At 70.2% G+C, this 26,747-nt stretch carries 24 protein-coding genes; 22 read left to right on the top strand and 2 right to left on the bottom strand.

Annotated features, from left to right (window positions below; genetic code table 11):
* Positions 1-58 precede the first annotated feature (58 nt).
* The 3 genes from KBC94_RS27515 to KBC94_RS27505 all read left to right on the top strand — a co-directional run bounded on the left by KBC94_RS27515 (position 59) and on the right by KBC94_RS27505 (position 3,412).
* Positions 59-1,099 (top strand): P1 family peptidase, encoded by a 1,041-nt coding sequence (locus tag KBC94_RS27515; RefSeq protein ID WP_294378299.1) that lies wholly within the window; start codon positions 59-61, stop codon positions 1,097-1,099.
* Positions 1,096-2,457, top strand: coding sequence for a TAXI family TRAP transporter solute-binding subunit (locus KBC94_RS27510; RefSeq protein WP_294378295.1), 1,362 nt, complete (start codon positions 1,096-1,098; stop codon positions 2,455-2,457). The genes KBC94_RS27515 and KBC94_RS27510 overlap by 4 nt, the downstream gene beginning before the upstream one ends.
* A 322-nt stretch (positions 2,458-2,779) precedes the next feature.
* Positions 2,780-3,412 carry a response regulator transcription factor gene (locus KBC94_RS27505; RefSeq protein ID WP_017757829.1) on the top strand — a complete coding sequence of 211 codons (633 nt, stop codon included), beginning with the start codon at positions 2,780-2,782 and terminating at the stop codon, positions 3,410-3,412.
* 21 nt (positions 3,413-3,433) lie between these two features.
* Here the strand turns inward: KBC94_RS27505 and KBC94_RS27500 are convergent, their stop codons facing one another.
* Positions 3,434-4,669 carry a TIGR03862 family flavoprotein gene (locus tag KBC94_RS27500; protein ID WP_294378291.1) on the bottom strand — a complete coding sequence of 412 codons (1,236 nt, stop codon included), beginning with the start codon at positions 4,667-4,669 and terminating at the stop codon, positions 3,434-3,436.
* A gap of 150 nt (positions 4,670-4,819) precedes the next feature.
* Between KBC94_RS27500 and trxA the strand changes: the two genes are divergently transcribed.
* The 19 genes from trxA to KBC94_RS27405 all read left to right on the top strand — a co-directional run bounded on the left by trxA (position 4,820) and on the right by KBC94_RS27405 (position 26,291).
* Positions 4,820-5,152: a thioredoxin TrxA gene (trxA, locus tag KBC94_RS27495; protein ID WP_017757831.1), complete on the top strand. Its 333-nt coding sequence runs from the start codon at positions 4,820-4,822 to the stop codon at positions 5,150-5,152.
* Between the two features lie 199 nt (positions 5,153-5,351).
* Complete coding sequence (rho, locus tag KBC94_RS27490; protein ID WP_017757832.1) at positions 5,352-6,617, top strand: transcription termination factor Rho; 1,266 nt, start codon at positions 5,352-5,354, stop codon at positions 6,615-6,617.
* Between the two features lie 227 nt (positions 6,618-6,844).
* Positions 6,845-7,633, top strand: a complete 789-nt coding sequence (locus KBC94_RS27485) for a class II aldolase/adducin family protein (RefSeq protein ID WP_294378286.1) — start codon at positions 6,845-6,847, stop codon at positions 7,631-7,633.
* Positions 7,634-7,682: 49 nt separating this feature from the next.
* Positions 7,683-9,248, top strand: coding sequence for an ABC transporter substrate-binding protein (locus KBC94_RS27480; RefSeq protein ID WP_294378284.1), 1,566 nt, complete (start codon positions 7,683-7,685; stop codon positions 9,246-9,248).
* Between the two features lie 19 nt (positions 9,249-9,267).
* Positions 9,268-10,239 (top strand): ABC transporter permease, encoded by a 972-nt coding sequence (locus KBC94_RS27475; protein ID WP_294378281.1) that lies wholly within the window; start codon positions 9,268-9,270, stop codon positions 10,237-10,239.
* A 22-nt stretch (positions 10,240-10,261) separates the two neighbouring features.
* Entirely contained in the window at positions 10,262-11,107 is an 846-nt protein-coding gene (locus KBC94_RS27470) for an ABC transporter permease (RefSeq protein WP_294378279.1), read from the top strand.
* A complete protein-coding gene (locus KBC94_RS27465; protein ID WP_294378276.1) occupies positions 11,104-12,759 on the top strand; it encodes an ABC transporter ATP-binding protein in 1,656 nt (551 codons plus the stop codon). Before KBC94_RS27470 ends, KBC94_RS27465 begins: the two co-directional genes overlap by 4 nt.
* Positions 12,756-13,688, top strand: coding sequence for a glyoxylate/hydroxypyruvate reductase A (locus tag KBC94_RS27460; protein WP_294378274.1), 933 nt, complete (start codon positions 12,756-12,758; stop codon positions 13,686-13,688). Before KBC94_RS27465 ends, KBC94_RS27460 begins: the two co-directional genes overlap by 4 nt.
* A 17-nt stretch (positions 13,689-13,705) precedes the next feature.
* Positions 13,706-15,067, top strand: coding sequence for an aspartate aminotransferase family protein (locus tag KBC94_RS27455; protein ID WP_294378270.1), 1,362 nt, complete (start codon positions 13,706-13,708; stop codon positions 15,065-15,067).
* 13 nt (positions 15,068-15,080) lie between these two features.
* Complete coding sequence (locus KBC94_RS27450) at positions 15,081-16,133, top strand: histone deacetylase family protein (protein ID WP_294378268.1); 1,053 nt, start codon at positions 15,081-15,083, stop codon at positions 16,131-16,133.
* Positions 16,134-16,176: 43 nt separating this feature from the next.
* The gene (locus KBC94_RS27445; protein WP_294378265.1) at positions 16,177-17,100 is read left to right on the top strand and encodes a DMT family transporter; all 924 of its coding nucleotides are present in this window, start codon (positions 16,177-16,179) and stop codon (positions 17,098-17,100) included.
* The gene (locus KBC94_RS27440) at positions 17,097-17,786 is read left to right on the top strand and encodes a GntR family transcriptional regulator (protein ID WP_294378263.1); all 690 of its coding nucleotides are present in this window, start codon (positions 17,097-17,099) and stop codon (positions 17,784-17,786) included. Before KBC94_RS27445 ends, KBC94_RS27440 begins: the two co-directional genes overlap by 4 nt.
* Positions 17,787-17,834: 48 nt before the next feature.
* Entirely contained in the window at positions 17,835-18,863 is a 1,029-nt protein-coding gene (locus KBC94_RS27435; RefSeq protein ID WP_294378260.1) for a histone deacetylase family protein, read from the top strand.
* A gap of 176 nt (positions 18,864-19,039) precedes the next feature.
* Entirely contained in the window at positions 19,040-20,074 is a 1,035-nt protein-coding gene (locus KBC94_RS27430) for a phosphotransferase (protein ID WP_294378259.1), read from the top strand.
* A gap of 21 nt (positions 20,075-20,095) precedes the next feature.
* Positions 20,096-21,370 (top strand): aminotransferase class III-fold pyridoxal phosphate-dependent enzyme, encoded by a 1,275-nt coding sequence (locus KBC94_RS27425; protein WP_294378256.1) that lies wholly within the window; start codon positions 20,096-20,098, stop codon positions 21,368-21,370.
* A 14-nt stretch (positions 21,371-21,384) separates the two neighbouring features.
* Positions 21,385-22,689, top strand: a complete 1,305-nt coding sequence (locus tag KBC94_RS27420; RefSeq protein ID WP_294378253.1) for an ArgE/DapE family deacylase — start codon at positions 21,385-21,387, stop codon at positions 22,687-22,689.
* Positions 22,690-22,814: 125 nt separating this feature from the next.
* A complete protein-coding gene (locus tag KBC94_RS27415) occupies positions 22,815-23,078 on the top strand; it encodes a type B 50S ribosomal protein L31 (protein ID WP_076504690.1) in 264 nt (87 codons plus the stop codon).
* 139 nt (positions 23,079-23,217) lie between these two features.
* Positions 23,218-24,951 carry a hypothetical protein gene (locus KBC94_RS27410; RefSeq protein ID WP_294378236.1) on the top strand — a complete coding sequence of 578 codons (1,734 nt, stop codon included), beginning with the start codon at positions 23,218-23,220 and terminating at the stop codon, positions 24,949-24,951.
* Positions 24,948-26,291: an MATE family efflux transporter gene (locus KBC94_RS27405; protein WP_294378234.1), complete on the top strand. Its 1,344-nt coding sequence runs from the start codon at positions 24,948-24,950 to the stop codon at positions 26,289-26,291. The genes KBC94_RS27410 and KBC94_RS27405 overlap by 4 nt, the downstream gene beginning before the upstream one ends.
* A 27-nt stretch (positions 26,292-26,318) precedes the next feature.
* Here the strand turns inward: KBC94_RS27405 and KBC94_RS27400 are convergent, their stop codons facing one another.
* A complete protein-coding gene (locus KBC94_RS27400) occupies positions 26,319-26,741 on the bottom strand; it encodes an FKBP-type peptidyl-prolyl cis-trans isomerase (protein ID WP_294378233.1) in 423 nt (140 codons plus the stop codon).
* Between the last annotated feature and the right edge of the window lie 6 nt (positions 26,742-26,747).

The raw sequence follows: 26,747 nt of genomic DNA, 5'->3' as shown, positions 1-26,747 counted from the left end.
CCGCGCATCGTAGAGGGCGGCCTGTCGCCCCTGGGGCGCCGCCCATAATCGGCGCCCTATGTCAGCCCCTGCCCTTCCCGACCTGCCCTATTCGGGCGCCATCACCGACGTCGCCGGCATCGAGGTCGGCCACCACACCGACAGCCGTCGCCCCACCGGCAGCACCGTCATCCTGGCGCGCGAGGGCGCCGTGGCGGGCGTGGACGTGCGCGGCGCCGCCCCCGGCACCCGTGAGACGGACCTGCTTTCTCCCGGCAACTTCGTCCAGCAGGTGCACGCCATCCTGCTGGCCGGCGGCAGCGCCTGGGGGCTGGCGGCAGCCGACGGCGTGGTGCGCTGGCTGGAGGAGCGCGGCGTGGGCCTGGACGTGCGCTTCGGCCGCCTGCCCATCGTGCCCGGCGCGGTGCTCTTCGACCTGCCGGTGGGCGACGCCCGCATCCGTCCTGACGCGGCCAGCGGCTACGCGGCCTGCGAGGCCGCCTCCACCGCCGCGCCCGCCGAAGGCAACGTGGGCGCCGGTGCAGGCGCGCTGGTGGGCAAGCTCTTCGGCGCCCAGCACGCGATGAAGGGCGGCATCGGCACCGCTTCGGTCAAGGTGGGCGGCGTGACGGTCGGCGCCCTGATCGCCTGCAATGCACTGGGCGACGTGTTGGATCCGGACACCGGCGAACTGCTGGCCGGATCGCGCACGGACGATGGCCGCGCCCTGCGCGACACCCGCCGCAGCCTGCTGCGCGGCGAGCTGCCCAAGCCCTTGCTGGCCGGCACCAACACCACCATCGGCGTGATCGCCACCGACGCCGTGCTGACCAAGGTGCAGGCCCAGCGGCTGGCGGCAGTCGCCCACGACGGCCTGGCCCGCGCCATCAACCCGGTGCACACCATGAGCGACGGCGACACCCTGTTCGCCCTGGCGACCGGCCGCGTGGCGCTGGAGGACGAAGCGCCGGGCATGACGGTGCTCTCGACCATGGCGGCCGAGGTGGCGGCGCAGGCCACGGTGCGCGCCGTGCTCGCGGCCAGGGCCATCGCCACGGCCGAGCTGTCGATCCCGGCCGCGCGCGACTGGCCGCAGCGGCAGGACGGACGCACGCGATGAAACGCCTTTCGCGCAGCCTGATGCTGGCCCTGCTGGGCCTGCGCGACCTGCTGCTCTCGGCCGGGCCGCTCGCGCTGATCGCCGTGGGCGTGCTGGTCGCGGCCTACATCTACCTGGATCCGCAGCCGCCGCGCACCGTGCGGCTGGCGACCGGGCCGCAGGGCAGCGCCTACGCGACCTTCGGCGAGCGCTATGCGGCGGCCCTCCGGTCCAACGGCATCACCGTGCAGCTGATCGGCACCGAGGGCTCCCTGGAGAACCTGCGCCTGCTGCGCGAAGGCCGGGCCGACCTCGGCTTCGTGCGCGGCGGCGTCGCCGATCCGGTCGCCGACCCGGAGGCCGGCATCCTGTCGCTGGGTGCCCTCTTCTACGAACCGCTGTGGGTCTTCTACCGGCCCGCGGCCGTGCACCGGGCCGATGCCGGGCGGCCCCCTGGGCAGGTCCAGGCCGAGCTGCCCTCGCTGGCCGGCCTGCGTCCGCTGCGCCTGGGCACCGACCGGGCCGGCAGCGGCGTGCCGGAACTGGTGACCCGGATGCTGTCGGCCAATCGCATCGACACCGCCCGCATGCGCATCAGCGCGCAGGCACCCGACGATGCCGCCGCCGCCCTGATCGCAGGCCGACTGGACGCCATCGTGCTGGCCTCCGCACCCGAATCTCCGCGCGTGCAGCAGCTGCTGCGCACGCCCGGCATCGCCTTGCTCGACCTGGGCCAGGCCGAGGCCTACACCCGCATCTTTCCCTTCCTTACCGCGGTGACGCTGCCGCGCGGGGTGGTCGACCTGGCCTCGGACGTACCGTCCAGGGACGTGTCGCTGGTGGCAACGACCACCTCGCTGCTCACCCGCGAGGACACCCATCCGGCGCTGCGTCAACTCTTCGCGCAGGCGGCGCAGACCCTGCATGGCCATGCCGGCTGGTTCAACCGGGCACGGGAGTTTCCCAACACCCGGGCCAGCGAACTGCCGGTCAGCACCGAGGGCGATCGCGCCATCAATGGCACGCCGCCGGTCTGGCAGCGCTGGCTGCCCTTCTGGGCCAGCAATCTGCTGGAGCGCATGTGGTTGGTGATCGGCGGCCTGATCGTGCTGCTGCTGCCGTTGTCGCGGGTGGTGCCGCCGCTCTACACCTTCCGCGTGCGGCGGCGGGTGTTCCGCTGGTACGCACGGCTCCGGGACATCGAGGCGCGGATGGAGTCCGATCCCGGAGCGCGCGACGCCCTGCTGGACGAGCTGGACGAACTGGACCGCGTGGCCAACAAGGTGACGGTGCCCCTGTCCTATGCCGAGGAGTTGTACGCCTTGCGCCACAACATCGAGCAGGCCCGGCGGCGCCTGCTTGCGCGGCCCAGAGGCTGAGGGCGGCCCGCGCCTTGGAGCCGCAGCCCACGCACGGCGGGCTGCGGGCTGCGGGCTGCGCAGACGCTCGGGGGCTCAGGGGCTCGGAGGCTCGCCATGGTGGGCGAAGGCGACGCGTGGCACCGTGGTGGCCAGCGCTCCCGCCGGCTGCTCGGCGGCACCGGACTCACTCTTGCCACATCCGGCGCCTCGGCTTCTGAATATCATCGGCGGTTAACCAAAATTAACATCTAAACGGCATTTCCCGCCGTTCGACCACCGCCATGACCTGCTGCTGCCGGCGCCGCGCGCGCCTGCTGTCGCCCACCTCCCGGGGGCGCTCATGATCCATGTCATCACCTGCGACCCCTTCGGCGTCGTGCGCCGCGGCATCCGCGAATTCCTGGCGGAAGCGGTGGACGTGCGGCTCAGCGGCGAGGCGGCCAGTGCCGAGGAACTCAAGCGGATGCTGCGCACCACCCAGTGCGACGTGCTGCTGCTGGCCCTGGCCCTGCCCGGCCGCAGCGGGCTGGATGTGCTGGCCGACCTGGTGGAGGCCGGTTCGACGGTCAAGGTGCTGGTGTATTCGGGCGAGCCGGAACAGCAGTACGCCGTGCGATGCCTGCGTGCCGGCGCCTACGGCTTCCTGTCGAAGGCGTCCGACCCGCGGCTGCTGGTCACGGCCGTGCGCATGGTGGGCCAGGGCCAGAAGTACCTGAGCCCCGAGGCCACCCAGTTGCTGGCCGACACGGTGGCCCGCCCCGACGCCGAGGCGCCTGCCCACCAGCTGCTGTCGAACCGCGAATTGGAAACGCTGGTGCGCATCGCCTCGGGCAAGACCATGGCGGACATCGCGCGAGAGTTCATGCTCAGCCCGAAGACCGTCAACGTCTACCGCATGCGGGTGCGCGAGAAGCTGCACCTGAACAACGATGCGGCGCTGACGGCCTACGCCATCCGCAACCAGCTGATCTGAGACAGCCGTGGAGCGGCCAGGTCAGGCCTGGCGCCGCAACCAGGCCGAGGCGCCTTCCGCCGCCACGAGGCCGCTGGCCATGCAGGCGTTGAGCAGGTAGCCGCCGGTGGGCGCTTCCCAGTCCAGCATCTCGCCGGCGCAGAAGACGCCGGGCAGCCCGCGCAGCATCAACCCTTCGTCCAGGTCGTCGAAACGCACGCCGCCAGCAGTGCTGATCGCCTCGTCGACCGGGCGGGGCCGCAGCAGGGTCAGCGGCAAGGCCTTGAGCGTCGCGGCCACGCGTGCGGCGTCCTGCATGGCCGCCTTGTCCAGCACCTCGTGCAGCAGCGCGGAACGCACGCCATCGAGGTTGAGCCGGCTCTTGAGATGGCTGCCCATGGAGCGGCTGCCACGCGGATGGGCCACTGCGGCCAGCACGCGCTCGGGCGTCCAGTCGGGCAGAAGGTCCAGCGTGGCGGCCGCCTGGCCGGCGGCCGCGATCTCGTCTCGCAGCAGAGCCGAGGCGGCATAGACCAGGCTGCCCTCCACGCCCGTGGACGTCACGACGAATTCGCCCTTGCGGCGGAAGTGGCGGCCGTCGCGGTCCCGCACGTCGAGCACCACCGACTTGAGCGGCTGGCCCGCGAAGCGCTCGGCGAAGAAGGATGTCCAGGCCACGTCGAAGCCGCAGTTCGCCGGCCGCAGCGGCGCGGCGGTGACGCCACGCGCGGCCAGCGGACCGACCCACGCTCCGTCCGAGCCCAGCCGCGGCCAGCTGGCGCCGCCGCAGGCCAGGATGAGTGCATCCGCACGCACCGTCGTCCCACCCTGCGGCGTGTCGAAGCGCAGCGCACCGTCGTCCTGCCAGCCCGTCCAGCGATGCCGCATGTGCAGGCGCACGCCGCTCGCACGCAGCCGGTGCAGCCAGGCGCGCAGCAGCGGAGCGGCCTTCATCTCGCGTGGGAAGACGCGGCCCGAGGTGCCGACGAAGGTCTCGATGCCCAGTGCGTGCGTCCAGGCGCGCAGCGCATCGGCATCGAAGCACCTGAGCAGCGGCTCGACCTGCGCGCGGCGCTCGCCATAGCGCGAAGCGAAAGCGTCGAAGGGCTCGGAATGGGTGAGGTTGAGGCCGCCGCGGCCGGCGAGCAGGAACTTGCGGCCCACGGAGGGCATGGCGTCGTACAGGTCGACGGTGCAGCCCGCGGCGACGAGGCGTTCGGCCGCCATCAGGCCGGCCGGGCCACCGCCGATCACGGCCACATTCGATAGCTTGGTCATTGGCGGCATTGTCGCGTCCGCAGGGTTTCGGCTATCGGCGGCATAGCCGCGGGCTGCCGCGCCGCACAGGGCTTTCTGTCACAATGAAATCAATCTTTCGCCGCTCCCTGCGAGCATCCTCTTCATCGTGTAAGTAGCAAGGCAGACATCATGGCCAGCGAACTCATCAAGCACATCTCCGACTCCTCCTTCGAAGCCGACGTCCTGCAGTCCGACAAGCCAGTGCTGGTCGACTACTGGGCCGAATGGTGCGGCCCCTGCAAGATGATTGCGCCCATCCTGGACGAGGTGTCCAACACCTACGACGGCAAGCTGCAGATCGCCAAGATGAACGTGGACGAGAACCGCGAGATCCCCGCCAAGTTCGGCATCCGCGGCATCCCCACGCTGATGCTGTTCAAGAACGGCCAGCTCGCCGCCACCAAGGTCGGCGCCATGAGCAAGGCACAGCTCACCGCCTTCATCGATCAGCAGCTCGCCTGATCGCCTTCTGCCCCAAATGAAAAGGCCGACGCATCCTTGCGCCGGCCTTTGTTTTTTCCTGTCATAATTCCTGCCATTCGCCGGCCCCAACACAAGGGCACGGTTCGAGTCCAAGGCTTCCGGGGCATCTCTCTCGCCCTGACGCAAGCCCCCCTCCTCTCCCACCGTCACCAAGCATCTCCGCCCGCGGGGCCATTCCATGCACCTGAACGAACTCAAGGCACTGCACGTCTCCGAACTCCTGAAGCAGGCCGAAGCGCTCGAGATCGAAAACGTCGGCCGCATGCGCAAGCAGGAGCTGATGTTCGCCATCATCAAGAAGCGGGCGAAGGCCGGCGAGCAGGTATTTGCGGACGGCGTGCTGGAGATCCTGCCGGACGGCTTCGGCTTCCTGCGCAGCCCCGACACCAGCTTCACGGCCAGCACCGACGACATCTACATCAGCCCCAGTCAGGTGCGCCGCTTCAACCTGCACACCGGCGACATGATCGAGGGCGAGGTGCGCATCCCCAAGGACGGCGAGCGCTATTTCGCGCTGACCAAGCTGGACAAGGTGAACGACGGCGCGCCCGAGGCGAACAAGCACAAGGTGATGTTCGAGAACCTCACGCCACTGTTCCCCAAGGAGCAGATGAAGCTGGAGCGCGACAACTTCAAAAGCGAAGAGAACATCACCGGCCGCGTGATCGACATCATCGCCCCCATCGGCAAGGGCCAGCGCGCACTGCTGGTGGCGCCGCCCAAGAGCGGCAAGACGGTGATGATGCAGCACATCGCCCACGCCATCGCCGCCAACTACCCCGAGATCCACATGATGGTGCTGCTCGTCGACGAGCGGCCGGAAGAAGTGACCGAGATGCAGCGCTCGGTCAAGGCCGAGGTGATCGCCTCCACCTTCGACGAGCCCGCCGCCCGCCACGTGCACGTGGCCGAGATGGTCATCGAGCGCGCCAAGCGGCTGGTCGAACTCAAGAAGGACGTGGTGATCCTGCTGGATTCCATCACCCGTCTGGCCCGTGCCTACAACAACGTCGTGCCCTCCTCCGGCAAGGTGCTGACCGGCGGTGTGGACGCCAACGCACTGCAGCGCCCCAAACGCTTCCTGGGCGCGGCCCGCAATGTCGAGGAAGGCGGCTCGCTCACCATCATCGGCACCGCGCTGGTCGACACCGGCAGCCGCATGGACGAAGTGATCTTCGAAGAGTTCAAGGGCACCGGCAACTGCGAGATTCACCTCGACCGCCGTCTGTACGAGAAGCGCGTGTTCCCCTCGATCCAGCTCAACCGCTCGGGCACCCGCCGCGAAGAACTCCTGCTGGCGCCTGAAGTGCTGCAGAAGACCCGCATCCTGCGCCAGTTCATGTACAACATGGACGAGATCGAGTCCATGGAGATGGTGCTCAAGAGCATGAAGGCCACCAAGACCAACGTCGAGTTCTTCGACATGATGCGCCGCGGCGGCTGAGCCGCCGACCATCCCCCCGTCCTCATGACGCCGCGCCCTTCGCGCGGCGTTTTTCATTGGTGCGTGCGCTTCTTGCAGGTGCGCGGATGCACCAGGCGCGGCGCATCGCGCCCGACCAGACCCGGTTTTTCGTGCCCGTACTGAGGGAAATCAAGGATCTGCAATCTGGCACGCATCATGCGTAATGTCATCTGTCGACAGCTGACAGTAATTGACGGAGCGTTGTGATGCTGATGCAGGACCTGACCCCCAAGACCTTCTCCGATGCCGAGCGCCAGGTGCGCGAGGACCTGGCCGCCGCCTATCGGCTGGTCGCTCACTACGGCATGGAGGACAGCATCTACACGCACATCTCCGCGCGCGTACCGGGTGCCGAGGACCAGTTCCTCATCAACCCGTTCGGCATGCTGTTCCGGGACATCACGGCGTCGTCGCTGGTGAAGATCGACACCGAGGGCCGGATCCTGGAGCCCTCGCCCTACGACGTGAACCCCGCCGGCTTCACGATCCACAGCGCGGTGCACATGGCGCGCCACGACGCGATGTGCGTGCTCCATACGCACACCGTGGCCGGCGTGGCCGTGTCCTCGCTCGCCTGCGGGCTGCAGCCCTGCAACCAGTGGGCGCTGCAGTTCCACAACCGGGTCGTCTACCACGACTTCGAAGGCATCGCGCTCGACCATGGTGAGCGCGAGCGCCTGATCGCCGACCTGGGACCGACGGCCCGCGTGCTGATCCTGCGCAACCACGGTCTGGTGACGTTGGGCCGCACGGTCGCCGAGGCCTTCATCCTGATGCACAACCTGGAGCGTGCCTGCCGCGTGCAACTGGCCATCCAGGCCAGCGGCCAGCCAATCCACCCCGTGCCTGAGGAAGTCTGCGAACTCACGGCTCGCCAGTACGAAAGCGGCGACAGCAACCGCCTGCCCGGCGCCGCCGACCCCGATGCGCGCGAATGGCGCGCCCTGCTGCAGCGGCTGGAGCAGCCCACGGCCACCGCCTCCTTCCGCGACTGACCCCATCCCCCACCAACGCCAACTTGCGCTGACTGAAAGGAAGCCTGACATGCAACGTCGTCGACTCATCCAACTGGGCGCCACCGGCCTGGGCGTCTCCATCGCGGGCGTGCCGCTGCACCTGCTGGCGCAGGAAAAGCGTAGCGGCACCATCAACGTGCTGGTGCAGCCCGAGCCGCCGGGCCTGATGCTGGGCATCGTGCAGAACGGCCCCACGCAGATGATCGCCGGCAACATCTACGAAGGCCTGCTGCGCTACGACGAGAAGCTCGACCCGCAGCCGCTGCTGGCCACCTCGTGGACCGCCAACAAGGAAGGCACGGTCTACACCTTCAAGCTCAAGCCCAACGTGAAGTGGCACGACGGCAAGCCCTTCACCTCGGCCGACGTGGTGTTCTCGGCCGACGTCTTCCTGCGCAAGACCCATGCGCGCTTCCGCGCCAGCCTGCAGCAGATCGAGAGCATCAAGGCGCTGGACCCGTTGACCGTGGAGTTCACCCTCAAGCAGCCCTTCGGCCCCTTCATGGGCATCTTCGAGACCGGCACCATGCCGATGATCCCGAAGCACATCTACGACGGCACCGACTTCCTGACCAACCCGGCCAACGCCACGCCCATCGGCACCGGTCCGCTCAAGTTCAAGGAATGGGTCAAGGGCTCCTACATCCAGTTGGTGGCCAACGAGCAGTACCACCAGCCGGGCGTGCCCAAGGTGGAGAACGTGTACTTCCACGTCATTCCCGATGCGGCCTCGCGCGCCGCGGCCTTCGAGTCCGGAAAGATCGACATCGCCCCCGGTGGCTCGGTGGAGTACTTCGACGTGGCCCGCCTGGCCAAGCTGCCCGGCGTGGAGGTCACGACCAAGGGCTGGGAGTTCTTCGCGCCCCATTCCTGGCTGTGGATCAACAACCGCAAGGCGCCGATGGACAAGGTCAAGTTCCGCCAAGCGGTGATGCATGCCATCGACCGCGACGCCATCGCCAAGGTGGCCTGGCAGGGCTACGCCAAGGCTGCCACGGGCCCCTTCAACAGCCACATCAAGTTCTACAGCGACGACGTGCCGAAGTACCCGCGCGACATCGCCAAGGCCAAGAAGCTGCTCGACGAGGCCGGCTACAAGGGCGAGACCCTGCGCCTGCTGCCCCTGCCCTACGGCGAGACCTGGCAGCGCCAGGCCGAGATGGTGCGCCAGCACCTGGGCCAGGCCGGCATCAAGATCGAGATGACGCCCACCGACGTGGCCGGCTGGAACCAGCGCCTCAACGAGTGGGACTACGACCTGGCTTTCACCTACGTGTACCAGTACGGCGACCCGGCCCTGGGCGTGGCCCGCAACTACACCAGCAGCAACATCGCCAAGGGCTCGCCCTTCAACAACGTCGAGGGTTACTCCAACCCCAAGGTGGACGAGCTCTTCGCCGCGGGTGCCGTCGCGGCCGACCCCGAGAAGCGCAAGGCGATCTACCTGGAGGTGCAGAAGCTGCTGCTGGAGGAAGCGCCCGTGGCCTGGCTGCACGAGATCAACTTCCCCACGCTCTACCGCAGCAAGGTGAAGAACCCCGTGAGCTCCGGCATCGGCCTGAACGACAGCCTCGGCCGCGCCTCCATCGCCTGACCACGCCGCGCACGCACCCATGAAACGCCTGCAGTTCATGCTCACCCGGGTGGCGCAGGGCCTCGTGGCCCTGGTGCTGATCGCCACCGTCAACTTCATGCTGGTGCGGGCGGCGCCCGGAGACCCGGTGTCGGTGATGGCCGGCGAGGCCGGCGCCTCCGACGCCCAGTTCGTCAGCCAGCTGCGCCGCGAGTTCGGGCTGGACCAGCCTTTAAGCACGCAGCTGACCACCTACCTCGGCCATGTCGTGCGGCTGGACCTGGGCTTCTCTTACCGCCAGCAGCAGCCGGTGGCCAAGCTCATTGCCGACCGGCTGCCGGCCACGCTGCTGCTCACCGGCAGCGCCTTCGTGCTGTCGCTGATCTTCGGCGTGGTGCTGGGCGCGCTGGCGGCGCGCAAGGCGGGCTCCTGGCTCGACAGCGCCATCACGGTGGTCGCGCTGGTCTTCTATGCCACGCCGCTCTATTGGCTGGCCATGATGGCCGTGCTGCTCTTCACCGTGCAGATGAACTGGCTGCCGGGCTTCGGCTACATCACGGTGGGCTCGGGCCTCTCGGGCCTTTCCCTGGCCTGGGACATCGCCCAGCACCTGGTGCTGCCCTCGCTCACGCTGGCCCTGTTCTTCATGGCCGTGTACGCCCGCATGACGCGCGCCTCGATGCTCGAAGTCGCGCAGATGGATTTCGTGAAGACCGCCCGCGCCAAGGGCGTGAAGCCCGGCCGCATCCAGCGCGCGCACATCCTGCGCAACGCGTTGCTGCCGGTGGTCACGCTGGCGGGCATCCAGGCCGGCAGCATGATCGGCGGCGCGGTGCTCACCGAGACCGTCTTCGCCTGGCCCGGCATCGGCCGCCTGATGTTCGATGCCCTGCTGCAGCGCGACTACAACCTGCTGCTGGGCTGCTTCCTGGTGACGGCCGCCATGGCCATCCTGTTCAACCTGATCACCGACCTGGTCTACACCCTGGTCGACCCGCGCATCCGGCTGTGACGCCGACGAGGAGCCCACGGCAATGAACAACTCCGGTTTCTGGCGGCGCTTCTGCCGCAACAAGGGCGCGGTCTTCGGCCTCGTGGTACTGGTGCTGCTGGCACTGATGGTGGCCTTCGGGCCGCTGCTGGCCACCAACGACCCCTGGGACATGGTGCAGTCGCCCTTCCTGCGGCCCGGGCAGGAGGCCGGCTTCCTGATGGGCACCGACACCATGGGGCGCGACATCTTCTCGGGCGTGGTGCGCGGCGCGCGTATCTCGCTGCTGATCGGCGTGGTCTCCACCGTGGTGTCGCTGCTGATCGGCGTGGGCCTCGGCGCCGTGGCCGGCTACTTCGGCGGCTGGATCGACGCGGCGCTGATGCGCTTCACCGAGCTGTTCCAGGCGGTGCCGAGCTTCGCGCTGGCCCTGGTGCTGGTGGCGATCTTCCAGCCCTCCGTGGGCTCCATCGTCACGGCCATCGCGCTCGTCTCGTGGCCGCCGGTGGCGCGGCTGGTGCGCGGCGAGTTCCTCACGCTGCGCCAGCGCGACTTCGTGGCGGCGGCGCAGCTGGCGGGCCAGTCCACGCCGCGCATCATCCTCACGCAGATCCTGCCCAACGCCACTTCGCCCATCGTGGTGATGGCCTCGCTGATGATCGCCTCGGCCATCCTGCTGGAGAGCAGCCTGAGCTTCATGGGCCTGGGCGACCCCAACCAGATGAGCTGGGGCTACATGGTCGGCACCGCCCGCACCGTGCTGCGCCAGGCCTGGTGGATGGCGGTGTTTCCCGGCGTGGCCATCGTGCTGACCGTGCTGGCGCTGAACCTGGTGGGCGAAGGCCTGAACGACGGACTCAACACCCGGCTGGGAGGCCGCACCCGATGAACGCCCTGCTCAAGCCACTGCCCGAGATGGAACCCGAAGCGCCGGTGCTGCGCGTCGAAGGCCTGGACATCTGCCTGCCCCCCGGCGGCGACCGTGCCCTTGCCGTGAAGGGCGCCAGCTTCGAGCTGCTGCCCGGCCGCACGCTGTGCGTGGTGGGCGAGTCGGGCTCCGGCAAGTCCATGATCGCCAACGCCATCATGGGGCTGCTGCCCAGGCCGCATGTGGCGCCGGTGGCCGGCCGCATCCTGTTCGAGGGCACCGACCTGCTCACGCTCACCGAGGCGCAGATGCGCGAGCTGCGCGGCCGGCGCATCGGCATGGTGTTCCAGGAGCCCATGACCGCGCTCAACCCGGTGATGCGCATCGGCGAACAACTGGCCGAGGTCTTCGATTCGCACATGACGCTGCCCGCGGCCGAGAAGCGCCGCCGCATCGTCGCCGCGCTGGCCGACGTGGGCCTGCCCGACCCCGAACTGCTCATCGACAGCTACCCCTTCCGGCTTTCGGGCGGCCAGCGCCAGCGGGTGATGATCGCCTGCGCGCTGCTGCTGGAGCCGCGCCTGCTGATCGCCGACGAGCCGACCACGGCGCTGGACGTGACCACGCAGGCGCAGATCCTCACGCTGATGCGCGAACTGCAGCAGCGCAAGGGCACGGCGCTGCTCTTCATCACGCACGACTTCGGCGTGGTCTCCGAGATCGCCGACCACGTGGTCGTGATGCAGACCGGCGTGGCCGTCGAATCCGGCCCGGCGCACGAGGTGCTGATGCACCCGAAGCACGACTACACCCGCAAGCTCATCGCCGCCATCCCGCAGGGCCGCCTGCGCGAGCCGGCCACCGGCACGCAGGAGGACTACGTGCTGCAGGTGCAGGACCTGCGCAAGACCTATGTGAGCGGCGGCGGTTTCTTCAGCAAGGGTCGCCGGGTCGAGGCCGCCAAGGGCATCGGCTTCCAGCTGCGCCGCGGCGAGACGCTGGGGCTGGTGGGCGAATCGGGCTCGGGCAAGTCGACCGTCGGGCGCTGCATCGTGGGGCTGGAGCCTTTCGACAGCGGGCGCATCCTGTTCAAGGGCAAGAGCCTGCTCTCCGGCGCGGCCATGCGCCGGCAGACCCAGGGCAAGGTGCAGATGGTCTTCCAGGACCCGTATGCCTCGCTCAATCCGCGCCACCGCATCGGCCCCACGCTGGCGGCAGGCCCGATTGCCCAGGGCGTGCCCAAGGCCGAGGCCATGGCCCGCGCGCTGGAACTGCTGCGCCTGGTGGGCCTGGGCCCCGAGGCGGCAGAGCGCTATCCGCACGAATTCAGCGGTGGCCAGCGCCAGCGCATCGGCATCGCCCGCGCGCTGGCGATGGAGCCCGAACTGCTGGTGGCCGACGAGCCCGTGTCGGCGCTGGACGTCTCGGTGCAGGCGCAGGTGCTGCAGCTCTTCGCCGAGGTGCGCGAGCGCTTCAGGCTGGCGATGGTCTTCATCACCCACGACCTGCGGGTGGCCGGCGAGATGTGCGACCACATCGCCGTCATGCAGCGCGGCGCCGTCGTCGAATACGGCCCGGCCGCGCAGGTGCTGACCGATCCGCAGCATCCCTACACCCGCATGCTGATCGAGGCGGTGCCGCGCCTCACGGCTGAAAAGGACACTTCGCGTTGACCACCCTCGCCTTCCTGAGCGCCAACCTCGACCTCGGCTACTTGCTGCCGGCCTTCCGCGCCGAGTTCCCCGATGCCGAACTGCGGACCATGGCCGACCTGGGCCCGCTGGACGCCATCGATGCCGCCGTCTGCTGGTGCCCGCCGGCGGGGTTGATGGCCCAGATGCCCCGGCTGTCGCTGATCCAGTCCGTGGGCGCCGGCATCGACCACCTCACGGCCGATGCCGCCCTGCCCGACGTTCCGGTGTGCCGCATCGTCGATACCGACATGGCCTCGGGCATGGCCGCCTATGTGACCTGGGCCGTGATCCACGGCCAGCGCTACATGGGCCGCTACCTGGCCAGCGCCGCCGCCGGCCGCTGGGAAGAAGCGCCCATCCAGCCGCCGCGCGCGCACCGTGTCGGCATCGCCGGCCTGGGCACGCTGGGCCTGGTCTGCGCCCGTGCCCTGATGGCCCTGGGCTACAACGTGCGTGGCTGGAGCCGCAGTCCGCACGAGGTACCGGAGGGCCTGGACTGCTTCCACGGACAGGCGCAGCAGGCCGAGTTCCTGGCCGGCTGCGACACGCTGGTGTGCCTGCTGCCGCTCACCGACGAGACCACGGGCATCCTGAACCGCGAACTCTTCGCGCAGCTGCCGCGCGGCGCGCACCTGATCAACGTGGGCCGCGGCGCCCACCTGGTCGAGGCCGACCTGATCCCGGCGCTGGACGCCGGCCACCTCGGCGCCGCCACGCTGGACGCCTTCGTGCAGGAACCGTTGCCGCCGGAGCACCCCTTCTGGCGCGACCCGCGCATCCTCGTCACGCCCCACATCGCCACCCGCACCCAGCCGGCCGTCATCGCGCGGCAGACCCGCCTGAACCTGGAACGCATCCGCGCCGGCCAGGCTGCCCAGGTCGCCGTCGACCTCCGACGCGGCTACTGAACACCAGAGACCCGACCATGAACGCACGCACCCCCAACGCCGCCGCCGACGTCGCGGCCCACCTGCACTCGTACACCAACCTCGCCACCCACGGCCAGGTGGAGCCGCTGCTCATCACGCGCGGCGACGGCATCCATGTGGAGGACGAGTCCGGCCGCCGCTACATCGAAGGCATGTCCGGCCTGTGGTGCGCCTCGCTGGGCTTCAGCCATCCGCGGCTGGTGCAGGCCGGCATCGATGCGCTCAAGACGCTGCCCTACTACCACACCTTCAACCACCGCAGCAATCCAGCCGCGGCGCAGCTGGCAGAGCGGCTGCTGGCCCTGGCGCCGGTTCCGATGGCGCGGGTGTTCTTCGCCAACTCGGGCTCCGAGGCGAACGACTCGGCGGTGAAGATGATCTGGTACTACTTCAACGCCATCGGCAAGCCGGCCAAGAAGAAGATCATCGCCCGCGACCGCGCCTACCACGGCGTCACGGTCGCTTCAGCCAGCCTGTGCGGCCTGGCGGCCAACCATTCGGACTTCGACCTGCCCATCGCCCGCATCCTGCGCACCGGCAGCCCGCACCACTACCGCGACGCGCTGCCGGGCGAATCGACCGAGGACTTCGCCACCCGCCGCGCCAATGAGCTTGAGCAGCTGATCCTGAACGAAGGCCCCGACACCGTGGCCGCCTTCTTCGCCGAGCCGGTGATGGGTGCGGGCGGCGTGATCGTGCCGCCGCCCACCTACTTCGAGAAGATCCAGGCCGTGCTGCGCAAGTACGACGTGCTGCTGGTGGCCGACGAGGTGATCTGCGGCTTCGGCCGCACGGGCGAGATGTTCGGCTCCACCACCTTCGGCATGCGGCCGGACATCCTCACCTGCGCCAAGTCGCTGTCCTCGGCCTACGTGCCGATCTCGGCCGTGATGGTGTCGCAGCAGATCCACGAGGCGATGGCCGCCAACAGCGGCCGCATCGGCACCTTCGGCCATGGCTACACCTACTCGGGCCATCCCGTGGCCGCGGCCGTGGCGCTGGAGACGCTCAAGGTCTACGAAGACGAAGGCATCCTGGCCCGCACCCGCGAGCTCGCGCCGCGCTTCGCCGAAGGCCTGGCCGTGCAGGCCGAGCGCCGCATCGTCGGCAACATGCGCGCCGTGGGTCTGATTGGCGCGCTGGAGCTGATGGCCGACCGCGCCGCGCGCACGCCCTTCGACCCGGCGCTGAAGGCCGGCTACCAGGTGGCCCAGTACGCCCAGGAAGAAGGCCTGATCGTGCGCGCCATGGGTGACACCGTGGCCCTGTGCCCGCCGCTCATCATCACGCCGGCCGAGATGGACGAGATGTTCGCCCGCCTGGGTCGCGCGCTCGACCGCTTCGAGAAGACGCTCTGAGCGGGACACCACGATGCAGGCCTTCTTCTGCCCCGACCAGTTGCTGCACCAGCCGCAGCAGTACATGCGCATCGGCCGCATCCACAAGCCGGCCGACCTGCCCGCGCGCGCCGAGGCGCTGCAGGCCACGCTGCTGGCGCAGGGCATCCCCGTGTATTCGCCGCCCGAGGCCGGCCGTGCGCCGCTGGAGGCCGTGCATGCGCCGCACTACCTGGACTACCTGTCCGCCGCCTACGAAAGCTGGCAGAAGCTCGGCCGCCCGGGCCTGGAGCCCGGCATCGAGGTCCTGCCCAACCTGTCGCCCTACTACGGCGTGGCGCCCGGCGAGCGACGTCCGCCCTGCCCCAGCCCCTCGCTGCTGGCGCAGACCGGCTACTACGTGGGCGACCTCGCCTCGCCGCTGGGGCCGCACAGCTGGCGCTCCATCCTGCGCTCGGCCCACACCGCGCATGCGGCGGCCATGGCCGTGGCCGGTGGCGAGCGGCTGGCCTATGCGCTGTGCCGGCCCTCGGGCCACCATGCGCACCAAGACCGCGCCAGCGGCTTCTGCTACGTCAACAACAGCGCCGTGGCGGCCGAGGCGCTGCGCCAGCACTTCGGCAAGGTGGCCGTGCTGGACGTGGACGCGCACCACGGCGACGGCACGCAGAACATCTTCTATGCCAGCGCCGAGGTGCTGACCGTCTCCACCCATGCCGACCCAGCGGGCTACTTTCCCTTCTACACCGGCTATGCGCACGAGCGTGGCGCGGGTGCGGGCGAGGGCTTCAACCTCAACCTGCCGCTGGCCCACGGCAGCGGCAATGCCGAGTTCATCGCGGCGCTGGACGAGGCCGTGGCGGCCATCGAGCGCTTCGCTCCCGCGGCGCTGGTGCTGCCCATGGGCTTCGACACCTACCGCGACGACCCGATCAGCGTGCTGCGCCTGGACTTCGACGCCTACCGCGCCATCGGCGAGCGCCTGCGCGCGCTGGCCCTGCCGACGGTGATCGTGCAGGAAGGCGGCTACATGGTCGAAGCGCTCGGCCCGGGGCTGGCGGCGCTGCTGGCCGGGCTGAATCCGTGATCGCCCGTCAGGCCCAGCCGCAAGCGGTGCAAAGGTCTTGCCGATGAGCGCCCTGCCCGCCACGGCCGCGCCGCTGCCCGACTGGCGCCACGGGCCGGGGGCGGGTGTGCTGCTCTTCCTGGGCGCGCTGCTGCTCTTCGCCTTCTACGACGCCTTCGCCAAGCAGATGGTCGCCAGCCATGCGCCGGTGGTCGTCAACCTGTCGCGCTACGTCTGCATCAGCACCGTGGGCCTGGGGCTGCTGCTGCGCCACGGCCAGTTGCGCTTCTGGCGCCAGCCGCACCAGGGCCTGCTGCTGGCGCGAAGCAGCATGCTGGCCCTGGTGGCCACCTGCTTCATGACGGCGCTGGTGACCATGCCACTGGCCGAGGCCACCGCCATCTACTTCACGGCGCCGCTGCTGATGGTGGCGCTGGCGCCCAGCCTGCTGGGCGAGCGGGTGCGCCGTGCCCAGTGGCTGGCCGTGGCGGGCGGCTTTGCGGGCATGCTGCTGATCGTCCGGCCGGGACATGACCTCCCGCTGGCCGGCACGCTGCTGATGGCCGTGTCGGCCACCGGCTATGCGCTGTTCCAGATCTTCACGCGCCGACTGTCGGGGGTGGTGCCGGCACCGGTGCAGTTCGCGCATGCGGCCTTCGTCTGCCTGGCCGTCACGCTGGTGCTGACGGCACTTTCGGAGGACGTCGAGGTGCCGCCCTGGCCGCAGGCCCTGGTGCTGCTGGCGGGCGGCCTGGCCAGCGGCGGCGCGCAGTTGCTGCTGCTGGCGGCCTTCCGGCGCACCCAGGCCTCGACGCTGGCGCCGCTCAACTATGTGCAGTTGCTGCTGGCGGTGCTGATCAGCGCCTTCTGGTTCCATCGCCCGCCCGATGGCCTGGCGATGGCGGGCATGGCCTGCATCGCGGTGGCCGGGGTGTATCTGGCACGATCCGCCGCAACGCCACGACAACGACATCCGGAGACCGCGTGAACGCCGCCCTGCCCACATCCGCCCCCGCCTTCGCCTCGATCCAGGCGCCCGACCTGGTCGGGCTGATCCAGGCCGAGCTGCAGCGGGCCATTCTCGAAGGCCGCATCGGCCCCGGCGACCGCGTGGTCGAGGCCGAACTGGCCCGCCAGATGGGCGTGAGCCGCGCGCCCGTGCGCGAGGCCGCGCGCCGGCTCGAAAGCCTGGGCCTGCTGGTCTCGCGCCCTCGCCATGGCTTCACCGTGCGCACGGTCAGCACCAAGCAGATCGACGACCTCTATGCCGTGCGCATCACGCTGGAGGTGATGGGCGCCACGCTGGCCTGCCGCCACGCCAGCGACGCGCAGCTCGATGCCATGGCGGGCCGCGTGGACGACATGGTCGCCCGCGCCGCCACACTGAGCCAGGCCGAGCGCGTGGCGCTGGACCTGGACTTCCATGCCGCGCTCTGCGCCCTGTCGGGCAACGACTACCTGCAGCAGCTCTTCTCCAACATGGTCAACGAGGTGCGCATGTTCCTGGCGCTGACCGAGGACAGCTATGGCGACCCGGCCTCGCTGGCCCAGACGCACGAACCCATCGCCAACGCCCTGCGCCGCCGCGACGCGCCGGCCGTGGAACAGGCGCTGCGCTTCCACCTGGAGGACGCACGCGAGCATGTCTCGCGGCTGCGGCTGGCCACGCGCTGAACGAACGCGCTTTTCCCTCGACCCTCACCGCACCGACGTCCACCGCCCATGAAAGTCATCTACAGCGACCGCCACGTCGGCCACGATCCGCAGCAGTTCATCGTGCGCGGCAAATTCAAGCGCAGCAACGAGCAGCCCGAGCGCGCTCATTTGCTGCTGCAGGCCGCGCACGAACAGGGCCATGAGGTCATCGCGCCCGAGGACCATGGCCCGGGCCCGCGCGCTGCCATCCACACGCCGCAGTACCTACGATTCCTGGAGACGGCCTGGGCGCGCTGGCAGCAGCTGGACGATCCCTCCTTCGAGGTGATCCCCAACGTGCATCCCTTCCCGGGCCAGCCCTTCACCTACCCCGACAGCCTGGTCGGCCAGGCGGGCTACCACCTGGGCGACATGGCCTGCTCGGTGGGCCAGCACACCTGGGAGGCGGCGGTGTGGTCCGCCCACACGGCCTCGCATGCGGCCCAACTGGTACTGGACGGCGAGCGCGCCGCCTATGCGCTGTGCCGCCCGCCCGGCCACCATGCCTATGCCGACCGGGCGAACGGCTTCACCTACCTCAACAACGCCGCCATCGCCGCGCAGCACCTGCGCCAGCGCTTCGACCGCGTGGCCATCGTCGATGTGGACGTGCACCACGGCAACGGCACCCAGGGCATCTTCTGGCGGCGGCGCGACGTGCTCACCGTCTCGCTGCATGGCGACCCGCATTTCTGCACGCCCTTCTTCACCGGCCATGCGCACGAGCATGGCGAGGGCGATGGGCTGGGCTTCAACCTGAATGTGCCACTGGCCCGCGGCACCGACACCGAGGCCTACCTCGTCGCCCTGCGGCATGCCCTCGACACGGTGCGCGCCTATGCGCCGGGCGCCGTCGTGGTGGCGCTGGGGCTGGACGCCCACGAGCACGATCCCTACCGGGCGCTGGCCGTCAGCACCGAGGGCTTTGCCCGCATCACCGGCGAGATCGCCCGGCTGGGCGTGCCCACCGTGCTGGTGCAGGAAGGCGGCTACCTGTCGCCCGACCTGGGGCCCAACCTGCGCAGCGCACTGGGCGGCTTCGAGGCGGCGGCATGAGTCTGCAAGCGCCACCGACCTCCCAACCCGTCCGCCCTGCGCCCGGCGCGCCCGACGGCGCTCGATCCGTTCGCCCTGAACCTGTCGAAGGGCGAAACGGCGCGCCGGCCGATGTGACCCGGCTTCGGCAGGCTCAGCCCGAACGGACTGGGAGCGAAGACGACGCTTTCGAGCAGTTGCCCGAAGCCGCCGTGCTGTGCGCGCCGCCCGCGCCGGTCGATCTGAACGAGGCCACGCGCCTGCTCCAGCGTCACTACGGACTGAGCGGAACGCTGACGCCGCTGGGCGGCGAGCGCGATGCCAACTTCCTGGTCCAGCCTGCGGATGGCGGCGCGCCCTGCATGCTCAAGGTGTCGCACCCGGTCGAAAGCGCCGTCGTCGCCGACTTCCAGACGAAGGCGTTGCTGCACCTTGCAACGACGGCGCCCGATCTGCCGGTGCAGCGCCTCCTGCCCATGCGCAGCGGCGCGTTCTCTGCGGTGGACACCGTGTTGGGCGACGCCCCCCGCGTCGTCCGCCTCTTCAGCTACCTGCAAGGCCTGCCCCTGCCCAAGGCCCCGCCCGCCCCGGACCGGGCCGCCCACGCGGGCGCGCTGCTCGCCCGGCTGGATGCCGCCCTCGCCGGCCTGTCCCATCCCGCGGGCGAACTGCCCCTGCCCTGGGACCTTCAACGCGCCCTCGGCACCCGCAGCCTGCTGGCGCATGTGGACGACCCCGCCCGCCGCGCGTTCGCCCAGGCGGCGCTGGACCGCTTTGCCGCCGACGCGCTGCCGGTGCTGCGCACACTGCCGCGCCAGCCCATCCACAACGACTTCAACCCCTCCAACCTGCTGGTGGACCCGCAGGCACCCGGGCGCCTGGTCGGCATCCTGGACTTCGGCGACATGGTCGCCGCGCCGCGCATCGTGGACCTGGCGGTCGCGGCCTCCTACCAGCTCGATGCGCAGGCGCCCGCCGAGAGCATCGCGGCCTTCGCCGGGGCGTACCACGCGGTCACGCCGCTTTCGACGCAAGAGCGGACGCTGCTGCCGCTCCTGGTCGCCACGCGCCTGGCCATGGTGGTCGCCATCAGCGGCTGGCGGGCGGCGCGCGAGCCGGCCAATGCGGCGTACCTGCTGCGCAACAACGGCGCCTCCTGGGCGCGGCTGGCGGCGCTGGCTGCCCTGCCTGCCACTGCACTCGACGACGCGCTGCGCCACGCCTGCCCCTGACACACCCCGAGGCGCCTGCCCATGCCGACAACCACTGCCGACCTGATCGAACGCCGCGCCCGACTGCTCGGCCCCAGCTACCGACTGTTCTACGACGAGCCGCTGCACCCGGTGCGCGGCGAAGGCGTGTGGCTGTTCGACGCCGAGGGCCGCCGCTACCTTGACGCCTACAACAACGTCGTCTGCGTGGGCCATGCGCATCCGCAGGTGGTCGAGGCCATCGCGCGGCAGGCCGCCACGCTCAACACCCACACGCGCTACCTGCACGAGGGGGTGCTCGACTATGCCGAGCGCCTGCTGGCGACGATGCCCGCCGAACTGGGCCATGCCGTCTTCACCTGCACCGGCAGCGAGGCCAACGACCTGGCCCTGCGCATCGCCCGCACCCACACCGGCGGCGAGGGCGTGATCATCACGAGCTTCGCGTACCACGGCGTCACCGCCAGCCTGGCCGAGGCCTCGCCCTCGCTGGGCCGCTATGTGCAGTTGGGCCGGGCGGTGCGCACCGTGCCCCCGCCCGATGGCGACGACCTGGACGCCGAAACGCTGGGCGGCCATTTCGCCGACGGCGTGCGGCGCGCCATCGCCGAACTGCAGGCCGACGGAATCCGGCCGGCGGCGCTGCTGGTGGACACGGTCTTCTCCAGCGATGGCATCTTCACCGGCCCGCGCGGCTTCCTGCAGGAAGCCGTGGCCGCGATCCGCGAGGCCGGCGGCGTGTTCATCGCCGACGAGGTGCAGCCCGGCTTCGGACGCACCGGCGAGGCCTTCTGGGGCTTCGAGCGGCACGGCGTGGTCCCGGACATCGTCACGATGGGCAAGCCGATGGGCAATGGGCATCCGGTCGCGGGCCTGGCCGTTCAGCCCGAGGTGATGGCGGCCTTCGGCCGGCAGTGCCGCTACTTCAACACCTTCGGCGGCAATCCGGTGTCGATGGCAGCGGCAAGTGCCGTGCTCGATGTGCTCCAGCAAGGCGCGTTGCAGGCCAATGCGCAGGCGGTAGGCCAATACCTGATGGCCGGTCTGCGACAACTGGGCGAGAAGCACGCGCTGATCGGCCAGGTGCGTGGCGCGGGCCTGTTCATCGGCGTCGAACTGGTCACCGACCGCGCCCGCCGCACGCCCGCCACGGCCGAGGCTGCGCGGGTGGTCAACGGCCTGCGCCAGGCCGGCGTGCTGCTCAGCGCCACGGCCGAGGCGGCCCACATCCTCAAGCTGCGCCCACCGCTGGTTTTCGAGCGCGCCCATGCCGACCTGCTGGTGCAGAGCCTCGACGACGTGCTCGCCCGACTTTGAAAGCGGACTTCCCCATGGCTTCTCCCCTCACGCCCGCGCAGTTGCGCGACGCGGCCCAGGCCCTGACGCCCTGGATGATCGACACGCTCAGCGCCTTTGTTGCTGCGCCCAGCCCTTCCGGCGCCGAGCAACCGGCTGCCGACTTCCTGGAACGCCTGATGCAGGACATGGGCCTGGACTGCGAGCGCATCGTGCTCGACAGCCGGCAGATCGAGGGCCTGGCCCTGTTCTCCTGCCCTTGCGATCCGGACGGCGGCCGGCACAACCTGCTCGCCCGCCATCTGCCACCCACGGGTTCCAAAGGCCGCTCGGTGCTCTTCAACGGCCACCTGGACGTGGTGCCGACCGGCCCGGAATCGCTGTGGACCACCGGCCCCTACGTGCCGCGCGTGGAGGACGGCTGGCTGTATGGCCGCGGCGCCGGCGACATGAAGGGCGGCATCGTCTGCGCGCTGGCCGCGCTCCAGTTGCTGCGCACGCTGGGATTCACCCCGGCCGGCACCGTCGGCCTCAACGCCGTGCTGGACGAAGAGAACACCGGCAACGGCACGCTCGCGACTCTGCACGCGCTGCAGACCGCCCGGGCCAAGGCGAAGCTCAACGACTTCGACGCCGTCATCATTCCCGAGCCATTCGGCGAGACGCTGATGAGCGCCCAGGTGGGCGTGAGCTGGCTGTTCGTCACACTGACCGGGCGGCCGGCCCACGTCGCCTACATGGGCCAGGGGCTCAACCCCATCGAGGCGGCGATGGCGATCATGGCCGACCTGAAGGAGCTGGAAGCCGAGTGGAACCGTCCCGAGAACCGCCACCCCGCCTTCGCCGACGTGGCCCATCCGGTCAACTTCAACCTGGGCCGGATCGACGGCGGGGAATGGAATTCTTCCGTGCCCTGCTCCTGCACGCTGGGTCTGCGGATCGGCTACTACCCCGGCATGGACCCGGCGGACGTAGAGGCCCAGGTCGGTGCCCGCATCCGCGCCAAGGCCCACGCGCTCAACCCGGCGCTGATGGTCGAGATCGACGCACGCGGCCACCGCTCGCCCGGCTGCGTCTACGACCTGGAGGCGCCCGCCATGCGCACGCTGGCCGACGCCCACGAGAAGATCGTCGGTCAGCCGCCTGCGCGCCTCGCCTGCACGGCCACAACTGATGGCCGGCACTTTCGGCTGATGAGCGACATCCCGGTGACCAACTACGGGCCCGTGGCCCGCCACATCCACGGCATCGACGAGGCTGTCTCCCTCGAAAGCATGCAGCGCGTGACGGCCGCCATGGCGCAGTTCATCGTCGACTGGTGCGGCGTGGTGGAAGCCTGAGCGGCCGAGCGCGCCCTGCACTGGCGCTCTGTGAACTGCCGCGCTAGAATCGAGGGCTTTTCGCGGCAAGTGCTGGCACGATGGTTGTGCACAGTGGCTCCCGCATCGACGCTCAAGGAATCACCATGGCCAAAGAAGGCATCCATCCCGACTACCGCGAAGTCCTGTTCCTGGACCTGTCCAACGGCTTCAAGTTCGTCACCCGCTCCTGCGTGAACACGCGCGAGACCGAGACCTTCGAAGGCAAGGAATACCCCCTGTACAAGCTGGACACCTCCAGCGAGTCGCACCCCTTCTACACCGGCACCCAGAAGTCGGTGGACAACATGGGCGGCCGCGTCGAGAAGTTCCGCAACAAGTTCGGCAAGACCGCGCTGTCCTCCAAGTAAGCCGTCTTTGCACACAGCGCCGCCCCGTGCGGTGCACCGAGGGCAGCCCGGATCTCCGTGCTGCCCTTTGTTTTTTCCCCCATGCGCCGCCCGATGATCCGGGCCGCACGCCCGCCCGCCAGACCGTGAGCCCCGCGCATTGAGCCCCCCCAATCCCGCCATCGTTGCCCAGAACGCCGTGCGCCGCCTGCCCCGGGCGGCGCTGTTGCTGCTGTGTGCCGCCTACCTGATGCCCGGCCTGCTGGGCCGGGGGCCGTGGAAGAGTGCGGATGTCGCCTCCTTCGGCTACATGGCGGCGCTGGCCGAGGGCGGCGGCCTGGCACGCTGGCTCGACCCGCTGCTGCTGGGCCTGCGGCCGGAGATTCCGGCCCTGCTGCCCTACTGGATCGGGGCCTGGGCGATCCAGCTCTCACCCTCGTGGCTGCCGCCCGACCTGGCGGTGCGCATCGTGTTCGCGCTGATGCTGTGGTGCACCTTCACCGCCACCTGGTATGCCGTGTACTACCTGGCACGGACGCCGCGGGCCCAGCCGGTGGCCTTTGCCTTCGGCGGGGAGGCCCGGCCGACGGACTATGCGCGCGCGGTGGCCGATGGCGGGCTGCTCGCACTGATCGCCAGCCTGGGTCTGGCCCAACTGGGCCATGAAACCACGCCGGCGCTGGCACAGCTCTTCTTTGCCTCGCTGCTGTTCTATGGCGCCGCTGCGCTGCCCTATCGGCGCGCAGCGCCCCTCACCGCCTTCGGCATCGGCACGCTGGGGCTGTCGCTCAGCGGTGCGCCCTCCATGGGCCTGATCCTGAGCGGTGGCTGCGCGGTGCTGGCCTGCCGCGAATGGCTGCTCGGCCAGCGCGAGCCCGACGGCGACGCCAGTCCGGTGTACGACCGCACCGGCGTCTTCGGCCTGGCCGCCCTGGCACTGATCGGGGCAGCCGTGGCGGCTGCCCTGGGCCAGTTCCACTGGAACCTCTCCCTGCCCGGCAGCGACCCCAACGAGCGCCTCATCGCCGAGGCGCGCGGCCTGCTCAAGCTCTTCCTCTGGTTCACCTGGCCGGCCTGGCCGTTGGCGATCTGGACGCTGTGGCGCTGGCGCCGGCAACTGACGGCCCGGCACGTGGCGCTGCCCCTGGGCTTCATGCTGGCGGCCTCGTTCTCGACCATCTTCACGGACTTCGGCGAACGCTCCCTGCTGATCGGTCTGCCCGCCTTCGCCACGCTGGCGGCCTTCGCGCTGCCCACCTTCCGGCGCAGCGTCTCGGCGCTGATCGACTGGTTCACCCTGCTCTTCTTCAGCGGCGTGGCGCTGTTCATCTGGGTGTACTGGATCTCGCTGCACACCGGCGTGCCGGCCAAACCCGCCGCCAATGTGTACCGGCTGGCGCCGGGCTTCGTGCCCGATTTCTCCTGGATCGGCTTCGGTCTGGCGCTGGCCGCCACCATCGCCTGGGCCTGGCTGGTGCGCTGGCGCACCGGGCGACACCGCGCCGCGCTCTGGAAGACGATGGCCCTGCCCGCCGGCGGCGCCGCGCTGTGCTGGCTGCTGCTGATGACCTTGTGGCTGCCGCTGCTCGACTACGCCCGCAGCTACGAGCCGCAGGTGCGCGCCCTCTCGCAACGCATGGGCGCGCAGCCCGGCTGCGTAGACGAGCTCGGCCTCAACCGCGCCCAGATCGCCGCGCTGCGCCACCACGGCCGCGTGGCGCTGCAACCGCTGGCCGACGGCAGCCGGTGCACTTGGCTGCTGGTGCATCCGGACTACCTGTTCAGCCTGCCCAACCGGGTCCGCATGGCCGACTGGCATTTCGAGGGCACCTTCCGCCGGCCCACCAGCCCCAGCGACGACCTGCTGCTGTTCCGCCGGCAGGCACCGCAGTGAGCGAGCGGCGCCTCATCGCCCGCCACGCCGGCACGGTGCTGGTCGGCCAGATGGCGACCATGGCCTTCGGCGTCACCGACACCGTGGTCGCCGGCCGCTTCGACCAGGATGCGCTGGCGGCGCTGTCCATCGGTGCGGCCATCTTCATCAGCGTGTTCGTGGCGCTGACCGGCACACTGCAGGCGCTGCTGCCGGTCTGGGCCGAGCTGCACGGGGCCGGCCGGCGCGAGGCCATGGGCCGCTCGGTGCGGCAGGCGCTGTACCTGTGCGCGGCCACCACGGCGGTCGGCGCGACGCTGCTGCTGTCGCCCGGCCCGCTGCTGGCCTGGACCGAGGTGCCGCCCGCCATGCGGGGCGCGGTCGGCCAGTACCTGGCCGTGCTGGCCGCGGCCCTGCCGGCGGCGCTGCTGTTTCGCATCTACGCCACCCTGAACCAGTCCATCGGCCGGCCGAGTTTCGTCACCTGGCTGCAGGTCGGCGCGCTGGCGGTCAAGGTGCCGCTGTCGATCTGGCTGACCTTCGGCGGCCTGGGCGTGCCCGCACTCGGCCTGATGGGCTGCGCACTCGGCACGCTGACCGTCAACTGGCTGATGCTGGCCGTTGCGGTGCTGATGCTGCGCCACCGCCCCGAATACCAACCCTATCGCCTCTGGCGCCGGCCCGAGCGGCCGGACTGGCCGCAACTGGGCGCCTTTGCCCGGCTGGGGGTGCCGGCGGGGCTGTCGGTGATGGTGGAGGTGAGCTCCTTCACCTTCATGGCCCTGTTCATCGCCCGCCTGGGCAGCACGGCCACGGCGGCACACCAGATCGCATCGAACCTCACCGCGGTGGCCTACATGGTGCCGCTCTCGCTGGGCCTGGCCACCAGCGCCCGGGTCGGCTACTGGATGGGCGCCGGCCGGCCGGACCAGGCGCGGCGCGCCTGCTGGCAGGGTCTGGGCATGGCGGTGCTGGCCGCGTTGATGGTGGCCGGCTCGCTGCTGGCTTTGCGCGGCACCATCGTCCAGTTCTACACGCGCGAGGCGGCCGTGGCCCATCTGGCGGCGGGCCTGCTCGCGGCCTGCGCCGCCTACCACCTGGCCGACGCGACCCAGACGCTGTGCATCTTCGTGCTGCGCTGCTTCCGCATCACGGTCGCGCCGCTGCTCGTGTACTGCGCCCTGCTGTGGGGCGTGGGGCTGGGCGGCGGCTACTGGCTGGCCTACCACGGCCTCGGGCCCAGGCCGGCGCAACATTCGCCGCTGGCGTTCTGGATCATGGCGGCCGCGGCATTGGGCGCCGCGGCGTTGATCCTGCTGGCGCTGCTGCGGCTTGCGGTGGGCCGCGCAGGCCGCCGCTGAACCTGAACGGCGGCGGGCCGCCGGGGCTCAGCGGCCCTGGATACCCAGCAATTCGACCTCGAAGTTCAGCGTGGCATTGGGTGGGATCACCCCACCCGCGCCGCGGCTGCCGTAGGCGATGGCCGGCGGGCACACCAGCTTGGCCTTGCCGCCCACCTTCATCTTCTGCAGGCCCTCGGTCCAGCACGGAATCACGCGGTTGAGCGGGAACTCGGCCGGCTGGTTGCGGGCATAGGAGCTGTCGAATTCCTTGCCGCTGTCCGGGAAGGTGCCGCGGTAGTGCACCCGCACTGTGTCGGTCGCCGAGGGGCTGGGGCCGGTGCCCTCCTTGACGCTCTGGTAGACCAGGCCGCTGGGCGTGGTGACGGCGGCGCTCTGGGCGTGGACAGCGCCACAGGCGAAGAGAAGGGTGGCGGCAGCGGCGCCGAGGGCACGCGAAACGATGGTCATGGGCTC

Source organism: Pseudacidovorax sp., from assembly GCF_017991995.1.
GTDB lineage: Bacteria > Pseudomonadota > Gammaproteobacteria > Burkholderiales > Burkholderiaceae_C > Xenophilus.
This window is presented reverse-complemented; position numbering and strand designations above follow the sequence as displayed.